This is a genomic window from Aquimarina sp. AU119, assembly GCF_900312735.1.
Lineage (GTDB): Bacteria > Bacteroidota > Bacteroidia > Flavobacteriales > Flavobacteriaceae > Aquimarina > Aquimarina algiphila.
This window is the reverse complement of the sequence record NZ_OMPF01000021.1, coordinates 92,661-108,814: the sequence shown is the minus strand read 5'-3', so window position 1 is coordinate 108,814 and position 16,154 is coordinate 92,661. Positions and strand designations below refer to the sequence as shown.

The 16,154-nt window shown below is 32.6% G+C and carries 13 protein-coding genes; 9 read left to right on the top strand and 4 right to left on the bottom strand.

Going from position 1 to position 16,154, the window contains the following annotated elements; genetic code table 11:
* The first annotated feature begins 202 nt into the window (after positions 1–202).
* The 4 genes from DK442_RS17160 (at position 203) to DK442_RS17145 (ending at position 5,576) form a co-directional block, all read left to right on the top strand.
* Positions 203–2,365 (top strand): LysM peptidoglycan-binding domain-containing protein, encoded by a 2,163-nt coding sequence (locus DK442_RS17160; RefSeq protein ID WP_109437128.1) that lies wholly within the window; start codon positions 203–205, stop codon positions 2,363–2,365.
* 577 nt (positions 2,366–2,942) lie between these two features.
* A complete protein-coding gene (locus tag DK442_RS17155) occupies positions 2,943–3,479 on the top strand; it encodes a DUF922 domain-containing protein (protein ID WP_109437127.1) in 537 nt (178 codons plus the stop codon).
* 18 nt (positions 3,480–3,497) lie between these two features.
* Positions 3,498–3,722 carry a DUF3820 family protein gene (locus tag DK442_RS17150; RefSeq protein WP_109437126.1) on the top strand — a complete coding sequence of 75 codons (225 nt, stop codon included), beginning with the start codon at positions 3,498–3,500 and terminating at the stop codon, positions 3,720–3,722.
* Between the two features lie 285 nt (positions 3,723–4,007).
* Positions 4,008–5,576 (top strand): amidohydrolase family protein, encoded by a 1,569-nt coding sequence (locus DK442_RS17145; protein WP_109437125.1) that lies wholly within the window; start codon positions 4,008–4,010, stop codon positions 5,574–5,576.
* Positions 5,577–5,648: 72 nt separating this feature from the next.
* On the opposite strand, the gene lysA is transcribed toward DK442_RS17145, so the two are convergent.
* Positions 5,649–6,881 carry a diaminopimelate decarboxylase gene (lysA, locus tag DK442_RS17140; protein WP_109437124.1) on the bottom strand — a complete coding sequence of 411 codons (1,233 nt, stop codon included), beginning with the start codon at positions 6,879–6,881 and terminating at the stop codon, positions 5,649–5,651.
* 153 nt (positions 6,882–7,034) lie between these two features.
* On the opposite strand from lysA, the gene DK442_RS17135 reads away from it, so the two are divergent.
* From DK442_RS17135 to DK442_RS17125, 3 genes are all read left to right on the top strand, one after another.
* Entirely contained in the window at positions 7,035–7,670 is a 636-nt protein-coding gene (locus tag DK442_RS17135) for an LON peptidase substrate-binding domain-containing protein (RefSeq protein ID WP_109437123.1), read from the top strand.
* A 127-nt stretch (positions 7,671–7,797) separates the two neighbouring features.
* Positions 7,798–8,991 (top strand): ADP-forming succinate--CoA ligase subunit beta, encoded by a 1,194-nt coding sequence (gene sucC / locus DK442_RS17130; RefSeq protein WP_109437122.1) that lies wholly within the window; start codon positions 7,798–7,800, stop codon positions 8,989–8,991.
* A gap of 75 nt (positions 8,992–9,066) precedes the next feature.
* On the top strand, positions 9,067–9,567 hold the full coding sequence (locus tag DK442_RS17125) for a cupin domain-containing protein (protein ID WP_109437121.1): 501 nt from the start codon (positions 9,067–9,069) through the stop codon (positions 9,565–9,567).
* Between the two features lie 39 nt (positions 9,568–9,606).
* On the opposite strand, the gene DK442_RS17120 is transcribed toward DK442_RS17125, so the two are convergent.
* Positions 9,607–12,885 (bottom strand): S41 family peptidase, encoded by a 3,279-nt coding sequence (locus tag DK442_RS17120; protein ID WP_109437120.1) that lies wholly within the window; start codon positions 12,883–12,885, stop codon positions 9,607–9,609.
* A 289-nt stretch (positions 12,886–13,174) separates the two neighbouring features.
* Between DK442_RS17120 and DK442_RS17115 the strand changes: the two genes are divergently transcribed.
* Positions 13,175–13,540 (top strand): hypothetical protein, encoded by a 366-nt coding sequence (locus tag DK442_RS17115; RefSeq protein WP_109437119.1) that lies wholly within the window; start codon positions 13,175–13,177, stop codon positions 13,538–13,540.
* Positions 13,541–13,638: 98 nt separating this feature from the next.
* Here the strand turns inward: DK442_RS17115 and DK442_RS17110 are convergent, their stop codons facing one another.
* Both DK442_RS17110 and DK442_RS17105 read right to left on the bottom strand, forming a co-directional pair.
* The gene (locus DK442_RS17110) at positions 13,639–15,243 is read right to left on the bottom strand and encodes a class I SAM-dependent methyltransferase (protein ID WP_109437118.1); all 1,605 of its coding nucleotides are present in this window, start codon (positions 15,241–15,243) and stop codon (positions 13,639–13,641) included.
* A 72-nt stretch (positions 15,244–15,315) separates the two neighbouring features.
* Positions 15,316–15,582, bottom strand: a complete 267-nt coding sequence (locus DK442_RS17105; RefSeq protein WP_109437117.1) for a DUF1456 family protein — start codon at positions 15,580–15,582, stop codon at positions 15,316–15,318.
* 113 nt (positions 15,583–15,695) lie between these two features.
* Between DK442_RS17105 and DK442_RS17100 the strand changes: the two genes are divergently transcribed.
* Positions 15,696–16,097, top strand: coding sequence for a hypothetical protein (locus DK442_RS17100; RefSeq protein ID WP_109437116.1), 402 nt, complete (start codon positions 15,696–15,698; stop codon positions 16,095–16,097).
* Positions 16,098–16,154: the final 57 nt, after the last annotated feature.

The following is a 16,154-nucleotide window of genomic DNA, read 5'->3' as shown; positions in this document are numbered from 1 at the left end:
AAGGAATAAAAATAAGTAGTATAAAACCTTCTGTTAAGAAATTGTTGTCTAACCAAGATTCTTTTTAATAGCGTAGGTTTTATCTAATTCTTAAAGCCATAAAATAATATATAATACGCATAATCAAAAATTTTGAAACCAACCAAAATAGTTGTTAAGCGAATTAGACCTGACCATTTAAAAAAAACAATAAACATAACAGATGAAAAAGTTTTTATTGATCTTTTTGTTATTAATAGCAGCAGGTTCTGCCTATGCTCAGAGGTATAAAAGTCACACCGTTGCTAAAGGAGAAAATGTGTATAGAATAGCAAAACGCTATAATACTACTCCAGAAGCAATATATAAAATAAACCCTACAGCAAAAGATGGAGTTAAAGAAGGTGAAATTCTTGCTATTCCTATAGTCGATGATGAAGAATACAAAACGCATGTAGTAGAAAAAGGAGATACCGTATATAATCTTTCTAAAAAATATAATATTTCTACAGAAACATTCTATTTACTGAATCCAGAAGCAAAAAACGGTATTAATATAGGTCAGGTTCTTAACGTAGGAAAAATAGAGAAGAAAGATCCGTCTGCTATTGATGGTGGCTCGGTAGTTGGTAAAGAGAATGTTCTGGATAGTTTAAAAATCATACCTAAAGAACGAAAAATTGTTCGATTTATAACTCATAAGGTTAAGAGAAAAGAAACTTTATATGGTATTTCTAAAAGATATAAGGTTACTGTCGAGGATATAAAAAAACATAATAAAAGATTGTATTCTGAACAGATCAAAAAGAAAGATAAATTAAGAATACCTGTGTTTGAAGATGAATCTAGCCCAACCGAAATAGTTATAGATAGTACAACTACTAGATTGTCAACAACCACTAGATATACAATTAAACCAAAAGATACAAGATATAGTATTTCCAGAAGACACGGGATTACTATTGGAGAGTTAGAACGGCTTAATCCTAATATGGATACTAACCTTCCCGTGGGGATGCAAATTACGGTTCCAACATCTATTTTCGTTTCGTTAGAAGATACAGTTCAACCGGGCTTTGAGTTATATGAAGTTAAACCCAAAGAAACTATTTACAGAATCTTAAAACGTACAGGGATATCTGCAGATTCTTTATTTAAAATGAACCCGTACTTAAGGGATGGTTTAAAAGCGGGAATGGTAATTACAATTCCCAAGGATACATTAATTACAACGACTAATCTTGTTGAAGCTGGTGGAATTATTGATTTAGGCAAAAGTCTAAATAATTTCGCCCCCAAAAAAGTAGCTGTAATGCTTCCTTTTAGCTTAGATACATTAAATTTTGAAGCCATAAAAGATACAGAAGAGTATCTAAAAAATAAGACAAGCCTTAGAATTGCGTTAGATTTGTATAGTGGAGTTTTAATTGCTGTAGATTCTGCAAGAACAAGAGGGATAACTACAGAGCTAAATGTTTTTGACACGAAGAAGAATAATAATGAAAAATATATAAAGGAGTTAATTGGTCAAAATAATTTTGAGAATACAGATGTTGTTATAGGGCCTTTATATCAAAACAATGCAGAAGTAGTGGCATCTGAACTTAAAAAGTATAATACGCCAATATTTTCTCCAGCTTCAAGAAAAGAATCAGCGCTATATGATAATTTCTTTCAGACAAGACCAACCAATGTAATGCTTCAGGATAAAATCATTTCTTATGTAGAAAAAGACTCTACTGCTAAGAATATTATTATTATTGCACAGCAAGGTAAAAGGCATGAAGAAATAAAAGAAAAATTAAAAGATAAATTTCCTAATGCAAAGATTGCTAAAATAGAAGAAGGAAATTACCTTTATGAAGTTCGGCTTAATAAAGTTTTACATAAAAGTATGCCAAATTGGGTGTTTCTGGAGTCCAATGATGTTGCTATGTTAAGTAATGTAATTCCGTTACTTAATGCTAAAGCAGAAAGCCATCAAGTTACCTTATTCACGACAGATAAAAATACTGCTTTTGATAGTGATGATATAAAGAATGAACAATTGTCAAAACTTCATCTCCATTATCCATCTGTGGACAAAGAATTTGATAATAAAGTAGTAGTAGAAGGAGAAGAAGTAACACCTTTTGTTAAAAGATATAAGAAAGAATATGGTATAGATCCTAATAATTGGGCTATACGAGGTTTTGATATTGCATATGATATTTTGTTAAGATTAGGAGCAGCCGAAAATTTATATCAAGCTGCATCTTTTGAGGGAACTACAGAATATGTAGAAAATAAATTTGAATATTCTAAAAAACTTTTAGGAGGATATTATAATAAAGCGTCCTATCTCATTAAGTTTGATGATGATCTTAAATTAACAATAGTAGAGTAATTTTTGTTAAAGTTTAGCGACTTTAAAAAAGTTATCTTAAGTTTGAAAAATCTAATAAGTATTAATTGGGAATTTTAATACTTAGAGTATTTTCTTATTCAATATAAGTTTTGAATACAGTTAAAATAAAATTTGATCAAAGTAGTGGGGACTTTGATAATGATGCTTCTTAGCGATTTTGATATCAATAACATAAGGTTAACAATTAATCTTAAAATGTTTTAGTTGAAAAAATAATAAAGTCAATAGCATAAATAATACTATGTATTGATAAAATAAAAAAAGATTTTTCTATATCTTTGATATTGTTTGGGTTATCTTTTTTTAATGTTTTTTATTTATAAAATAAGATATCCTTGGCATTATAATTGATAAGTTTTTAAATGTTAAGAAAAACAAAAAAATAATGTAAGATAGATTCTAGAAATTATGTATAATTTAAAAATAGATTGTATATTTAGAATCAAAAAGTAAAGCTATTTTATAGTATGTCAACAATATCTGCCCCATATTGTATCCCTTGACATTGTAAAATGGAAAAATAATAACTATTGGTTGGGCATAATTGTTTGCAATTATGAGTAAGTACTTTACTATTGTTTTAATTTTATTTATTACCAATAATAATGGTTTTGTAGGTAAATTCTCGTACGCAGAAAAAGATACTTTGGAATGGTCGGATTTTAGGGGTAAACCTAAATTTGATAGTCATTTTGCGGCTAGTGTGAATACGGGGATAACTTATCAATGGTCCTATGGTAAAGATAAAGGAGAAATCGAATTAAATTATCAGGTTGATAGTTTTTGCTATCCTTCTCTGTCTTGGGTTAAAAAAGGACATATGTCTGAAGATCTTCTTTCTCACGAACAATTACATTTTGATATTTCAGAATTGCATGCGAGAATCATGCGAAAAAGATTAAAGGAATACAAAGCAGGTAAGAACATACGTAGAGATCTTAATAAGATGTACAAGTTGGTAGAAAGAATGAGGATAAATATGCAAGAACGATACGATGAAGAAACAGATCATTCAAAAAATAAGGTGAATCAGGCAAAGTGGGATAAGAAGATAGAAACTCTCATGTGGTATTATAGGGATTATACAAAATAGTCTTGATTCTAAAATTGTATGGAAATCTCACTCCAAAAAGACTTTTTAGAAAAATTGGCACATACCAAAATGCCATTCGGAAAATATAAAGACAGATATCTTATAGATCTTCCAGAATACTACGTCGTGTGGTATCATAATAAAGGATTCCCAAAAGGAGTTTTAGGACAGCAACTACAAACTGTCTATGAATTAAAATTAAACGGCTTGGAATATTTAATTAGAAATATAAAAAATATGTAATCACATATTTGTAAATAGATAGTTAGAAAGTTTATTCCTCCCCCCCTAAGATTATTTACATTTCGTTGAGTAAGGTTTTATTTTTTAAATAAAGACTTGTAAGTGCACAATTCTTATATGTTCTGTTTATACAGTGTTTAACACAAAAAACGTTGATGTTAAATTCATAGCAGAAGGTATTCAGTTTGTTTTGAATTGAGTATGTTTAATGATAATTTAATACTCTAGAGTTTTTTCTAGGAGTATAAAACACTCTTTTTTTTGTTCTAATCATTTTTGTAAATAATGAAAAACATAAAATACACACTTATCATTGTTTTAGCCATATTAGGCATATTGCAGTCAAATTCACAAGAATTAGGAGAAGGACCTTTTTCTCAATTAATTATTAGAGGTGCCACATTAATTAATGGCAATGGAGCTCCTCCTAGAGGTCCTGTAGATATTGTAGTTGAAAAAAATATAATAAAGGATATTGTAGTAGTGGGATATCCTGGTGTAGAAATTAATTCCTCTAAACGACCAGTATTAAAAACTGGAGGCAAAGAACTTAATGCAGAAGGGATGTATGTTTTGCCCGGATTTGTGGATATGCATGGGCATATTGGTGGTAAAGCGCAAGGAGCAGATTCTGATTATGTTTTTAAATTATGGATGGCACATGGTATCACTACAGTGAGAGAACCCAGCGGAAGAGGAGTAGATTGGACAATGAAGCTGAAAAAATCAAGTGATAAAAATGAGATTGTTGCACCTCGAATTTTTGCATATACTGGATTTGGGCAAGGTAGTAAATTGCCTGTAAGTACTCCGGAGATGGCAAGAGATTGGGTTCGGGAAAATGCAAAAAAAGGAGCTGATGGGATAAAACTTTTTGGAGCCGCTCCAGAAATCATGAAGGCTGCTTTGGACGAAAATAAAAAACTAGGATTACGTTCTGCTTGTCATCACGCCCAAACTGATGTCGCTAGATGGAATGTTTTACATTCTGCAAGAGCTGGACTTACTTCTATGGAACATTGGTACGGGTTGCCAGAGGCATTGTTTGATGATAGGACGATTCAGGATTATCCACTCGATTATAATTATCAAAATGAGCAACATCGATTTGAAGAAGCAGGAAAATTGTGGAAACAAGCTGCAAAACCTTATTCTGATCATTGGAATAAAGTGATGAACGAACTTATAGAGTTAGATTTCACCTTAGACCCTACTTTTAATATTTATGAGGCTAGTAGAGATTTACAAAGAGCACGCAGAGCAGAGTGGCATGAAACATATACATTACCTTCTCTTTGGCGATTTTATCAACCAAGTAAAATTTCTCATGGATCATATTGGCATGATTGGGGAACAGAGCAAGAAGTCGTCTGGAAAGAAAATTATAGATTATGGATGACTTTTGTTAATGAATATAAAAATAGGGGAGGACGTGTAACGGTTGGGTCAGATTCAGGGTTTATATTTCAACTTTATGGCTTTGCATATATTAGAGAGTTAGAGTTGTTTAGAGAGGCTGGTTTTCATCCCTTAGAAATAATTAGAGCCGCAACGTTAAATGGCGCTGAAGCACTTGGTGTATCTGATAAAATTGGATCTGTAGAAGTAGGGAAATTTGCTGATTTTGTAGTGCTGGATGAAAACCCTTTAAAAAACCTTAAAGTTTTATACGGAACAGGAGCGATTCGATTAACAAAGGATAATGAGGTTATAAGAGCGGGAGGAGTAAGGTATACAATCAAAGATGGAGTTATATATAATGCCAAAGAATTGCTGGCAGATGTAAAGAAAATGGTTGATCGAGCAAAAAAGGAAGAGGGCTTTACGATTACTCAACCTGGTGTAAAAGAATGAAATTTATGTTTTTTAGAAAAAAAAGCGCCTGATATCAAATCAGACGCTTTTGTGTATATTAAAACTTTTAAGCTATGATGCTGTTTCAGTAATCTTAGAAAATATATCTGCATCTACTTGGTTTTTTATGAGATCATCAAAGGTTTCACGCTTACGAATCAAGTGAGCTTCTCCTTCATGCCATAATATTTCTGCTGGACGATAACGAGAATTGTAATTACTAGCCATAGAAAAACAATAAGCACCTGCATTTTTAAACGCAATAGTATCTCCTTCATTAATTTCTGAAATTCTCCTGTTCGTGGCAAAAGTATCTGTTTCACATATATATCCTACAATAGAATAAAAACGTTCTTTTCCTTCGGGGTTAGAGATGTTGATAATCTCATGATGAGAATTGTAAAACATAGGACGTATCAAATGATTAAAGCCGCTATCAATTCCAGCAAAAACAGTTGAAGTTGTTTGTTTCACTACATTTACTTTAGCTAAAAAATATCCAGCCTCGCTAACTAAGAATTTTCCGGGTTCGAAACCTAGAATAAGCTCTTTTCCATATTCTTTGCAAAAGGCATTAAAACGTTTAGTGAGTTTCTCTCCGAATTCTTCAATATCAGTTTCGATATCTCCTAACTTGTATGGCACTTTAAAGCCGCTACCAAAATCAATAAAATCAAGATCCTTGAAGTTTTTGGCAGTTTCAAATAATATTTCGCTGGCATATAAAAAGACTTCGATATCAAGTATGTCACTTCCTGTATGCATATGAATACCATTGATATTCATGCCTGTATTTTCTACGATTCTAAGGATATGCGGAATTTGATGTATTGAGATACCAAATTTACTATCAATATGACCTACAGAAATTTTGCTATTTCCACCAGCCAATACATGTGGGTTAATTCTAATACAAACAGGTACATCAGGATGTTTGGTTCCAAATTGTTCCAATATAGAAAGGTTGTCGATATTGATCTGAACACCAAGAGCAGAAACTTGTTCTATTTCTTCTAGCGAAACACCATTTGGAGTAAAAATAATATTACTAGCTTTTACCCCAGCTTTTAATCCTAAATTCACTTCCTGAATAGAAACCGTGTCTAGCCCTGCGCCTAATGAATTCATTAGCTTCAGAATAGTCATATTAGACAGTGCTTTTACCGCATAATTCAGTTTTACCCGTTTGACCTTTTTAAATGCATTAGAAAGGCGGTTGTACTGTGAAATAATTTTTGAAGAGTCGTATACATAAACTGGACTCCCAAATTCTTTTGCAATTGCTAATAAATTTTCATTTTCCATCGTGTCACAAATTTAAGCCTACGAAATTATCAATAAATTTAGAGATAATGTCGTCTAATAAAGAAAAAATCTACCAATGTAGTAGATTTAGAGATTTTTAACGAGTGTTTAAGGGGCTTGTGCCTCGTTAATTAGTACTTTTATTAAAAAAATATGATACCTCTTTTTCCTTTACAGACAGTTGTTTATCCTGGAGAGCGTTTGCCTTTACATATTTTTGAAAAAAGGTATCAACAATTAATACAAGATTGTGAGGAAGAAGGAATTTCTTTTGGTATACCAACATATATTGATGATAAATTAGAGTATGGAACCGAAGTAAGACTTCAAAAAGTTGCTCAAAAATACCCAGAAGGAGAGAGTGATGTAATTTGTATTGGAACAAGAATCTTTAAAATAAAAAATTTTTATCAACAGTTTCCGGGTAAACTTTATGCTGGAGGTGAGGTCGAATTTCTAAAAGATAACGATAGTAGTCCAGAAGAACTTCAGGAAGAATTGCTTAAAAATATAGCTATCTTGTATGTAGAGTTAACTATAGAAAATCCACCGGTATTTGATATTCCCTTTGTAAGCTACCAAGTTGCGCATAAAGTTGGTTTGGCATTACACCAAGAATATCATCTGTTAAAACTTCGTACAGAATTTGAAAGGCTTAATTATCTTATTGGCCATCTTAAAATAACAATTCCCGTGGTACGCGAGATGAATAGAGCAAAAGAAGTTATCAAAATGAATGGTCATTTTAAGAATTTTGACCCCCTAGATTTTGAGGATTTTGAGTTGTGAGAAATGAGTATTTTCTGAGTCATTTTAGGAATTAATTTAAGCTAACTTTTTTTACCGTAAAAGATTGGCACAGTAACTTCACTTTTCCTATTTTTGAAACTCCTAAAAAAGGCAAAAAAATAATAGTATGAACTTACACGAATATCAGGGTAAAGAGATATTAAACAGCTTTGGCGTACGTATTCAACGCGGTATTGTTGCGCAAAATGCAAATGAAGCTGTTGCTGCAGCAAAACAATTAACTGCTGAAACCGGAACAGGATGGCATGTAATCAAAGCACAAGTTCACGCTGGTGGGCGTGGAAAAGGTGGAGGTGTTAAGCTTGCTAAAAACCTTAAGGAAGTAGAAGAAATAGCGGGTCAGATCATAGGAATGAACCTGATTACTCCTCAAACTTCGGCAGAAGGTAAAAAAGTACACCAAGTATTGGTGGCCGAAGATGTGTATTATCCTGGAGATAGTGAACCAGATGAATTTTATATGTCTGTATTATTAAATCGTACTACTGGTCGTAATATGATTATGTATTCTACAGAAGGAGGAATGGATATTGAAACCGTTGCAGAAGAAACTCCCCATCTTATTTTTACAGAGGAAGTAGATCCAGCTGTTGGATTGTTACCTTTCCAGGCAAGAAGAGTTGCATTCAATTTAGGTTTAAGCGGAGGAGCGTTTAAAGAGATGACTAAATTTGTAATGGCTTTATATACAGCTTACGTTAAATCTGATGCATCATTGTTTGAGATTAATCCTGTTCTTAAAACTAGCGATGATAAAATCATGGCTGTAGATGCTAAAGTGACAATAGATGATAATGCACTATACCGTCATAAGAACTATGTAGATATGAGGGATATTCGAGAAGAAAATCCTATTGAAGTTGAAGCAAATGAGGTAGGTCTTAATTATGTTGACCTTGATGGTAATGTTGGGTGTATGGTTAATGGTGCAGGTCTAGCAATGGCTACCATGGATTTAATCAAGCAAGCAGGTGGTGAACCAGCTAACTTTCTTGATGTTGGTGGTACGGCAGATGCTAAGCGTGTAGAAGAGGCATTTAGAATTATCTTAAAAGATGATAATGTAAAAGCAATTTTGATTAATATTTTCGGTGGTATTGTTCGTTGTGACCGAGTTGCACAAGGTGTTGTAGATGCTTATAAGAATATGGGTGATGCAATTAAAGTGCCGATTATTGTTCGTTTACAAGGTACAAATGCAGATATCGCAAAAGAACTTATTGATAACAGTGGGCTAGATGTGCAAAGTGCTGTACAGTTTCAAGAGGCTGCTGATAAAGTACAAGCAGTGTTAGCATAACAACTAATAATCTTATGTATATTAGAAGCGATCTGTTTAAGGTCGCTTTTTTTTGCATAAAAAATAAATGAAATAATGAATAAAGTTGAAGAGATAGTAGATAGATTAGAGATGAATTCTCATCCAGAAGGTGGGTATTATAAAGAGACTTACCGAAGTGAAAGTATGATTCCTCAACATGTTTTAGGAGAAGGATTTACCGGAGCTCGTAATTATAGTACGGCTATTTATTTCTTACTTACATCTAATAATTTTTCAGCATTTCACAGGATTAAACAAGATGAAATATGGCATTATTATGAAGGGTCTTCGTTGTATGTTCATGTCATTGATCCTAATGGTAAATATAAAAGGTATAGTGTTGGGATAAATCTAGATCAAGAAGAACTACCTCAATTAGTAGTTCCTGCCGGCTGTTGGTTTGCTTCTAGTGTAAAAAATAAAGATAGTTACTCTTTGGTAGGGTGTACCGTAGCTCCTGGATTTGATTTTAGTGATTTTGAGTTAGCAGAAAGAAGTGCTTTAATTAAAGAATATCCAAAATATAAAGAAATAATCACTCAGTTTACAAGATAAAAAAATACCTGATTTACTAATCAGGTATTTTTTTGGAGTTTAATTCCTTGCCCGTTTAGGATAAGGAGGTCTTTTTCGTTCCTTTATTGGATTATTTTGGAGCTCCTTTAGGATAATTTCGATTGCTTTTTCTAATTGAGGATCTTTACCTTCTATTACCTCAGACGGGAGTTGTTCTACTTCTATATCTGGTGCGACACCAACATTTTCAACAATAAACCCATCTTCGGTCCAGATAGCTACATTAGGGGCAGTAACACTGGCACCATCAATAAATTCAGGAAAACCTAATACTCCAACTAAGCCTCCCCATGTTCTTTTGCCAACTAAAGTTCCAACTTTAAATTTTCTAAACATCCAGGGTAACATATCACCTCCAGATCCTGCAGTCTCATCAATAAGCATCACTTTTGGCCCCTGGATCGAAGCACTTGGAGTTTTTAGATCTCTACCATATCTGAAATTCCAATGTGATTGATAAGGGTTTAGTAAAAGGTTAATATAGTAATCAGCTATTTGCCCACCGCCATTAAATCGTTCATCGATAATAATTGCTTTTTTATTGGCTTGAGGATAGAAATATCTTTTAAAATATTCATGACCTGCTGTAGTGGTGTTAGGTACATATACATAGGCAACTTGCCCGTTTGTCGCTTTGTTTACTTTTTTTAGGTTTCCTTCTATCCAATCACGATTTCGTAATGAATATTCACTAGTTACAGGTGTTACTTTTATGATTCTTGAACTAGTATAGTCTGGATTAGGTCCAACGGTTAATTCTGTTATTTTGTTGGCAGTATTTTCAAAAAGGCTAAAGATATTTTGGCTACTATTCAGATCTTTTCCATTTATCGCCAATAAGTAATCACCTTCATTAACATTGATACCGGGTTCTGTTAAAGGAGATCTTAATTCTGGATTCCAGTTAAGTCCTCCAAATATCTTTTTAAATTGATATCTACTATTTGAGATTATGAAATCAGCTCCCAAAAGTCCACCAGGTATACGTTTAGAGGTATTCAATTGTTCCCCGCTTCCCTGAAGTCTATGATGCCCAACCGACAATTCGCTGCACATCCATTGTATGGTTCTGTTTAGGTCATTTCTACAAGATAAGTGCGGTAAAAATTGAGCATATTTCTCTTTCATAGCTTCCCAATCAGAACCATGCATCCCAGGATCATAGAAATAATCCCTATTAATTCTCCATGCTTCATTAAAAATATTTGTCCATTCTTGTGAAGGATTGATTTTTACTTGAATATCTTTAGTTTTTAATACATTATCTCCATTTTTTGGTTTTTTACCTATTTCTGTAATTCCCCACGTATTCTTTTTATTGTACAACATTTTCTTACCATCAGAAGAAATCACGTAAGTGTCTAATTCCATAATTTCAGTGTCTTTACGCTCTTTTAGGTCGTATTGATGAAGTGTTGGAGATTCGTTATTATTATTTGTACTACCGGATATATATAATATTTTATTTTCTTCACCAGAGTTTAAATCATAATACAATCCTGCTTTTATGGGTAAATCAATAATCCTGTTTTGTATTCCATTAAGATCAATCTGTATCGGTTTAGAAGTATCTTCTTTTTTAGAATCTTTATTGTCTTTAGATTCTTCTTTGCTATTTTCTTCTTTATGCTCTTCTTCATCGCTTTCTTTTACAAAAGGTGAAATTGTACCTTTCTGCAGTGTTACCAGGTATATAGAATTTGTAAGCGACATGTCTTGATTAGATAGGTCAAACCAATTTACCAGAGGTCCAGCATCTGTCGAAGCAGTAAAATATATGTATTTTCCACTAGCGTCAAAAACGGGGTCACTTACGTTACTTAAACCATCAGATATAGAGTAAGACTTTGAATCTTTAACGTTATACAAGAAGATTTGTTCAAAATTGCTTTCTATGATTTTTGAGTATAAAATCCAATTAGAGTCTGAAGACCAATCTCCAAATAAGTCCCTAAAAGGTCCTGGATAATAATATTCATCGCTATTTATTTTGGTGATTTTTTTTGAAGTAATATCCAAGATATATAGATTTCTTCCATTATCAGAAAAGCTAATCTTTTTACCATCGGGAGACCAGTTTGTATAGGCATAAAACCCTGTTCCTGAAACTTTAAATTTTTTGGTTTTACCCTTGCCATCTTGTGATTTGATATGAAGTTCATATTCTCCAGAAACATCAGAGAAATAAGCAATTTGTTTCCCGTCGGGTGACCATGCCGGATACTTTTCATGACTCCCTGGACTTAGCGTTAAATTTCTAGGATCACCTTTATCTTTAGGGACAGTTATGATTTCACCTCGATAATCAAAAACTGCTCTTTTTCCGGAAGGGGATATATTTGCGGAACGAATGTGCCGATCGCCTTTAACGTACCGCTCTCGTAGTTCTAATAAGTCTGTGCCGATGCCTATCTTTAATTTGGTAGTGTTTTTTTGTGTGATGTTATATATATGAAGATACCCAGCTTGTTCCAAAATAATTTTGTTCTCGTTAAGAGCTGCGTTTGTGATAGGGAAATCATTATATTGAGTAAGTTGGTTTATTTCGTTTGAAGAAGTATTGTAGGAGAATAAATTAAACTCTCCATTTCTATCACTTAAGAAAAAAACTTCATTTCCTTTCCACATAGGCTGTACATCGTTACTTCCTCCATTTGGTTGAGGAATTTTAACGATAGATTTATCTTTAAAAGAAAATAACCAAATATTTGCGGTTGTTCCTCCTCTGTAATTTTTCCATTGATGAAAACGTTCTCGAATAGGGGTGTAGGCCATATAATTTCCATCAGGAGAGTAAGTCGCATGCCAGGCATTAGGTATTTCTAGCTCAGTTGGATATCCTCCGTTAATAGAAATTTGATATAGTTTTGAATACCTGTTGGTGTGAATTGCTCTTTGTGAATTAAATAATACAGATTTGCCATCAGGAGAAAAATTAAGAGTATTATCTCGTCCAGGATGCCAGGTAAGTCGTTTAGGTATTCCGCCATTAACAGGAATTATAAATACATCAACATTACCATCATACTCCGCACTAAAAGCAATATGCCTACCGTCTGGGGAGAAAACCGGATTGGATTCAATACCCTTGTCTATGGTAAGTCTTCTTGGTTGAGTGCCATCGAGATTGGCAACCCATAAATCTTCTGCATAAATAAATGCAATATTTGATTTGCCAATTGTAGGTTGATGCATCATTCTGGTATCAGTAGGATCGATAGAAAATGATTGTAGTGGGATAAAAACTAAAGTAAATAATACTATGAGTTTAGAGAGTGCGAAATTAAACTTCTTCATTATTGATATAAATATTTGTAATCTTGGTGTGATATAAGCTAGGTGAAAATACAGTTTTCTCAATGGTGTTTTGTTAATCATTTTTTAAATTATCAATTATCATTTTTTTAAAGCTTAATAGAAAGGTGATATCATAAAAAAAGTACAGAAGAACGAAGGTTTTTGATTTTGTTTTTTCCTAACTAGTATTTGTTAGTTTGTTAACATTTGTTAAATGTAAGGTTATGGTGTAACAAACTTATGGTTCTCGTTGTCTTATAGGTATGAATCAATAAAAAACGAATAAATCATGAAAAAATTAAATGTAGTGCTTTTGGCCATTGCATTTGCAATAACAAGTGTTGCAAGTGCCAATACAAACCCAACAACTAAAGCACAAAATGTTATTAACAAAAAAGTAAAAACATTATTAAAGAAGCCTTCTTTTAAAATAGCAAAAGAATTGACAGCTTATGTAACCATCACTATAAATGATGAAGGAGAAATGGTAGTATTATCTGTTGATACAGAGAGCGAAGAATTAGAAAGCTTTATCAAGCACCGTATAAATTACAAAAAAGTAGGAGCGCAGGTGTATGCTGATACTAAGTTATTCAAATTACCAGTTCGTTTGGTGGAAGAATCTGTCTCGTTTGATGGAGGAATATTGTTATAAAACATTAGGAAAAATTGTTAAAATCCCGGGATTCATCAACCGGGATTTTTTTGTTTAGATACTTTACTAAAAGTAAAACTTATTTGATTTATGGATTTCTATTTGCCAATTATATAGTTGATACTTACTGTAGCTAACTCAGAATTTGGAAATTTAGAGAAATATTTTGAATCACTTTGCAGACCAACTTCTTCAATTATCTTTAGAAAGGAATCAATTTCCAAAATATATTGATCAGAAAAACCATGAGTTGCATCATATGCGGTAGCCGCAGTTTTACCAAGACTTTGAGAGGTTAGGTTTGGTGCTATGGTATGCAGTTCAATAACAATTAAACCAAATTTGGCAATATAGGGTTCCCATTTCTGAAAATGGTCTTTTAAATTACGTTCTACATCATTATTATGTAATCGTTTTCCGCGATAGCTAAAAGCTCCCGTAGATTGACTCGGTGCGTCAAGTTGAGATACTGGTTCACTCCAAATTCTATTATGATCAAGAAATGTTCTCACAGACAATAGATCCTTTAATTCTATAGTGTAATTTTCTTTTAGGTCTTTTTGAAGTAATTCGGGATCACTAATATCCCCCCAAATAACTTTTGCCCATATGTCTGCCTGAATTAGATTTGCTCTGGTAACTTTTAAGGCTGCTTTATTATAATCTGCACCAACAAGAAACAAAGGATAGTCATCGAGGTGTTTTCCTCGTAATGTTTTTGAAGCTATTACTTCAAAAAGATGAATTAAAAATGCTCCGTTACCACAGCCCATATCCAAAATCCCTTTTGGTTGTTCATTCAAAGGTTTATTAAATAAACTAATGATAATTTCGTCAATTTTTTTAAAGTAAGTAGTGTGTGCACCCCCGCTTCCCCAAACATTCATTTCACGATCTACATGAGTTTCGGTATCTTTTTCAGAGTTCCATAGTGCATTAGGGTTTCCAAATAGTAAAGAGTCCATTTGTCTAAACATAGGAATATAAGAAACGGTAACTCCATATGCAGAAGCTCTTTTGGCAAAAAACAATCCTTTGTTAGTAAACGTATAATTAGTACCTGACTTACTAAACCAGCCTAGGTGGCTCAAAAATGTAAGAATGGTATCGAAGCTTTCTGGAAATTTATGATATTCATCAGCACTAAAGGAGGCTTCCATGAAGTATTTGTGAAACATACCTCCCATGCCTAAATGTACTGTGGTAGGTCCTACTAAAATCCCTTCAATATGTTTAAGAATTTGATCCTGAATTAGAGTAGTTGTTATATCCTCTGAAGGTAAGAGGTCAAAACGATTTGTATATTTTTTAAATAACTGTTCAAGTTTTTGAAATGGATCCATTTCGAATTTTCGAGGATGAAATTTACCCGAATATTCCAGTAGATTTACAACATCTTTATAAATATGAAAATGATCAAAGGCTGATTTAGAGATAGAATTGGTCTGTATTATTATTTCATCATTATCTATATTATATTCTAACCAGCCCTGGGCACTCAATATACGTAGTGCTACATTAAGGTATCCTTCATTAGCTTTTTTTGCTTCAGAAATTTGTGAAATAGATGTTTTCTTATTCTCCAGAAGATAATCTGTAATGTTGTTTTTATGTAAAGAATATGCGACCGGAGCAACCGCAATTCCATCTAAATGACGAAAAAGTTCTTCTCTATATACTTGTTTTTCTTCGATAGATAGCATAGATACTTAATTTGACGGTTGTAAGTTTGTTAACTTCAACCAAATTAAGCATTTATTTTGAAGTGCAATATCCTATTTTGGATTCTTATTGTTTGGAGAGGTTTTCTTTTTTTCAGGCATTGGACCCCTTAGGTGAATAATTAGTCCATTTAAAAAGTTACGAAGAATTTGATCTCCGCATTCCATGTATTTTGGGTGATTTTCATTTCTAAAGATTGCACCTAATTCACTTTTAGTTACCTTGAAATCAACTAATGCACAAACTTTTACAATATCATCATCACGCAATTTGTGTGCGACTCTAAGTTTCTTAAAAATGTCATTATTTGTTAAACCCATAAGGCAAAGGTATATTTTATAATTGAATTGATATAAGATATGCGAAAGGATTATTTGATGAAGCATGTAATTAGTTGAAATTTATTATTTTCGACAAAAAGTAAAAGGAATATATGTACAGTAAAGAAGAAAAATTGAGTTTACTTTCAGAAATGGTAGAATTTGCAAAAGTAGACAAGGAGCTTAAAGAACAAGAGTATAATTTTATTTTGGCAGTAGCAGCACAACTTCAAATTACAAAAGAAGAGATAGATGCTTTGGTAGAAAAAGAAGCTGAAAAAAAGAGTTTGCAACCAGAATCACAGAGAATTCTTCAATTTCATAGATTAATTTTGTTAATGAATGTAGATCAAGAGACCTCTCAGGTAGAAATTCATAAAATCAAAGAAATAGGATTGCATATGGGGTTAAGGACAGAGGCTATTGATACAGTTCTTGAGAAAATGCATGATTATCCAAATAAAGTGATTCCTCCAAAAGAATTAATTACAATTTTTACCAGATTCTATAATTAGAACATATTAAAAACACCATGCTTATATGATTAAGTGTGATTTTGTTTAAAAAATTTA

Bases quoted from the DNA above. Each gene is read 5' to 3' on its own strand.
- DK442_RS17160 (WP_109437128.1), top strand. From the start codon at position 203: ATGAAAAAGTTTTTATTGATCTTTTTGTTATTAATAGCAGCAGGTTCT.
- DK442_RS17155 (WP_109437127.1), top strand. From the start codon at position 2,943: ATGAGTAAGTACTTTACTATTGTTTTAATTTTATTTATTACCAATAAT.
- DK442_RS17150 (WP_109437126.1), top strand. From the start codon at position 3,498: ATGGAAATCTCACTCCAAAAAGACTTTTTAGAAAAATTGGCACATACC.
- DK442_RS17145 (WP_109437125.1), top strand. From the start codon at position 4,008: ATGAAAAACATAAAATACACACTTATCATTGTTTTAGCCATATTAGGC.
- lysA (WP_109437124.1), bottom strand. From the start codon at position 6,881: ATGGAAAATGAAAATTTATTAGCAATTGCAAAAGAATTTGGGAGTCCA.
- DK442_RS17135 (WP_109437123.1), top strand. From the start codon at position 7,035: ATGATACCTCTTTTTCCTTTACAGACAGTTGTTTATCCTGGAGAGCGT.
- sucC (WP_109437122.1), top strand. From the start codon at position 7,798: ATGAACTTACACGAATATCAGGGTAAAGAGATATTAAACAGCTTTGGC.
- DK442_RS17125 (WP_109437121.1), top strand. From the start codon at position 9,067: ATGAATAAAGTTGAAGAGATAGTAGATAGATTAGAGATGAATTCTCAT.
- DK442_RS17120 (WP_109437120.1), bottom strand. From the start codon at position 12,885: ATGAAGAAGTTTAATTTCGCACTCTCTAAACTCATAGTATTATTTACT.
- DK442_RS17115 (WP_109437119.1), top strand. From the start codon at position 13,175: ATGAAAAAATTAAATGTAGTGCTTTTGGCCATTGCATTTGCAATAACA.
- DK442_RS17110 (WP_109437118.1), bottom strand. From the start codon at position 15,243: ATGCTATCTATCGAAGAAAAACAAGTATATAGAGAAGAACTTTTTCGT.
- DK442_RS17105 (WP_109437117.1), bottom strand. From the start codon at position 15,582: ATGGGTTTAACAAATAATGACATTTTTAAGAAACTTAGAGTCGCACAC.
- DK442_RS17100 (WP_109437116.1), top strand. From the start codon at position 15,696: ATGTACAGTAAAGAAGAAAAATTGAGTTTACTTTCAGAAATGGTAGAA.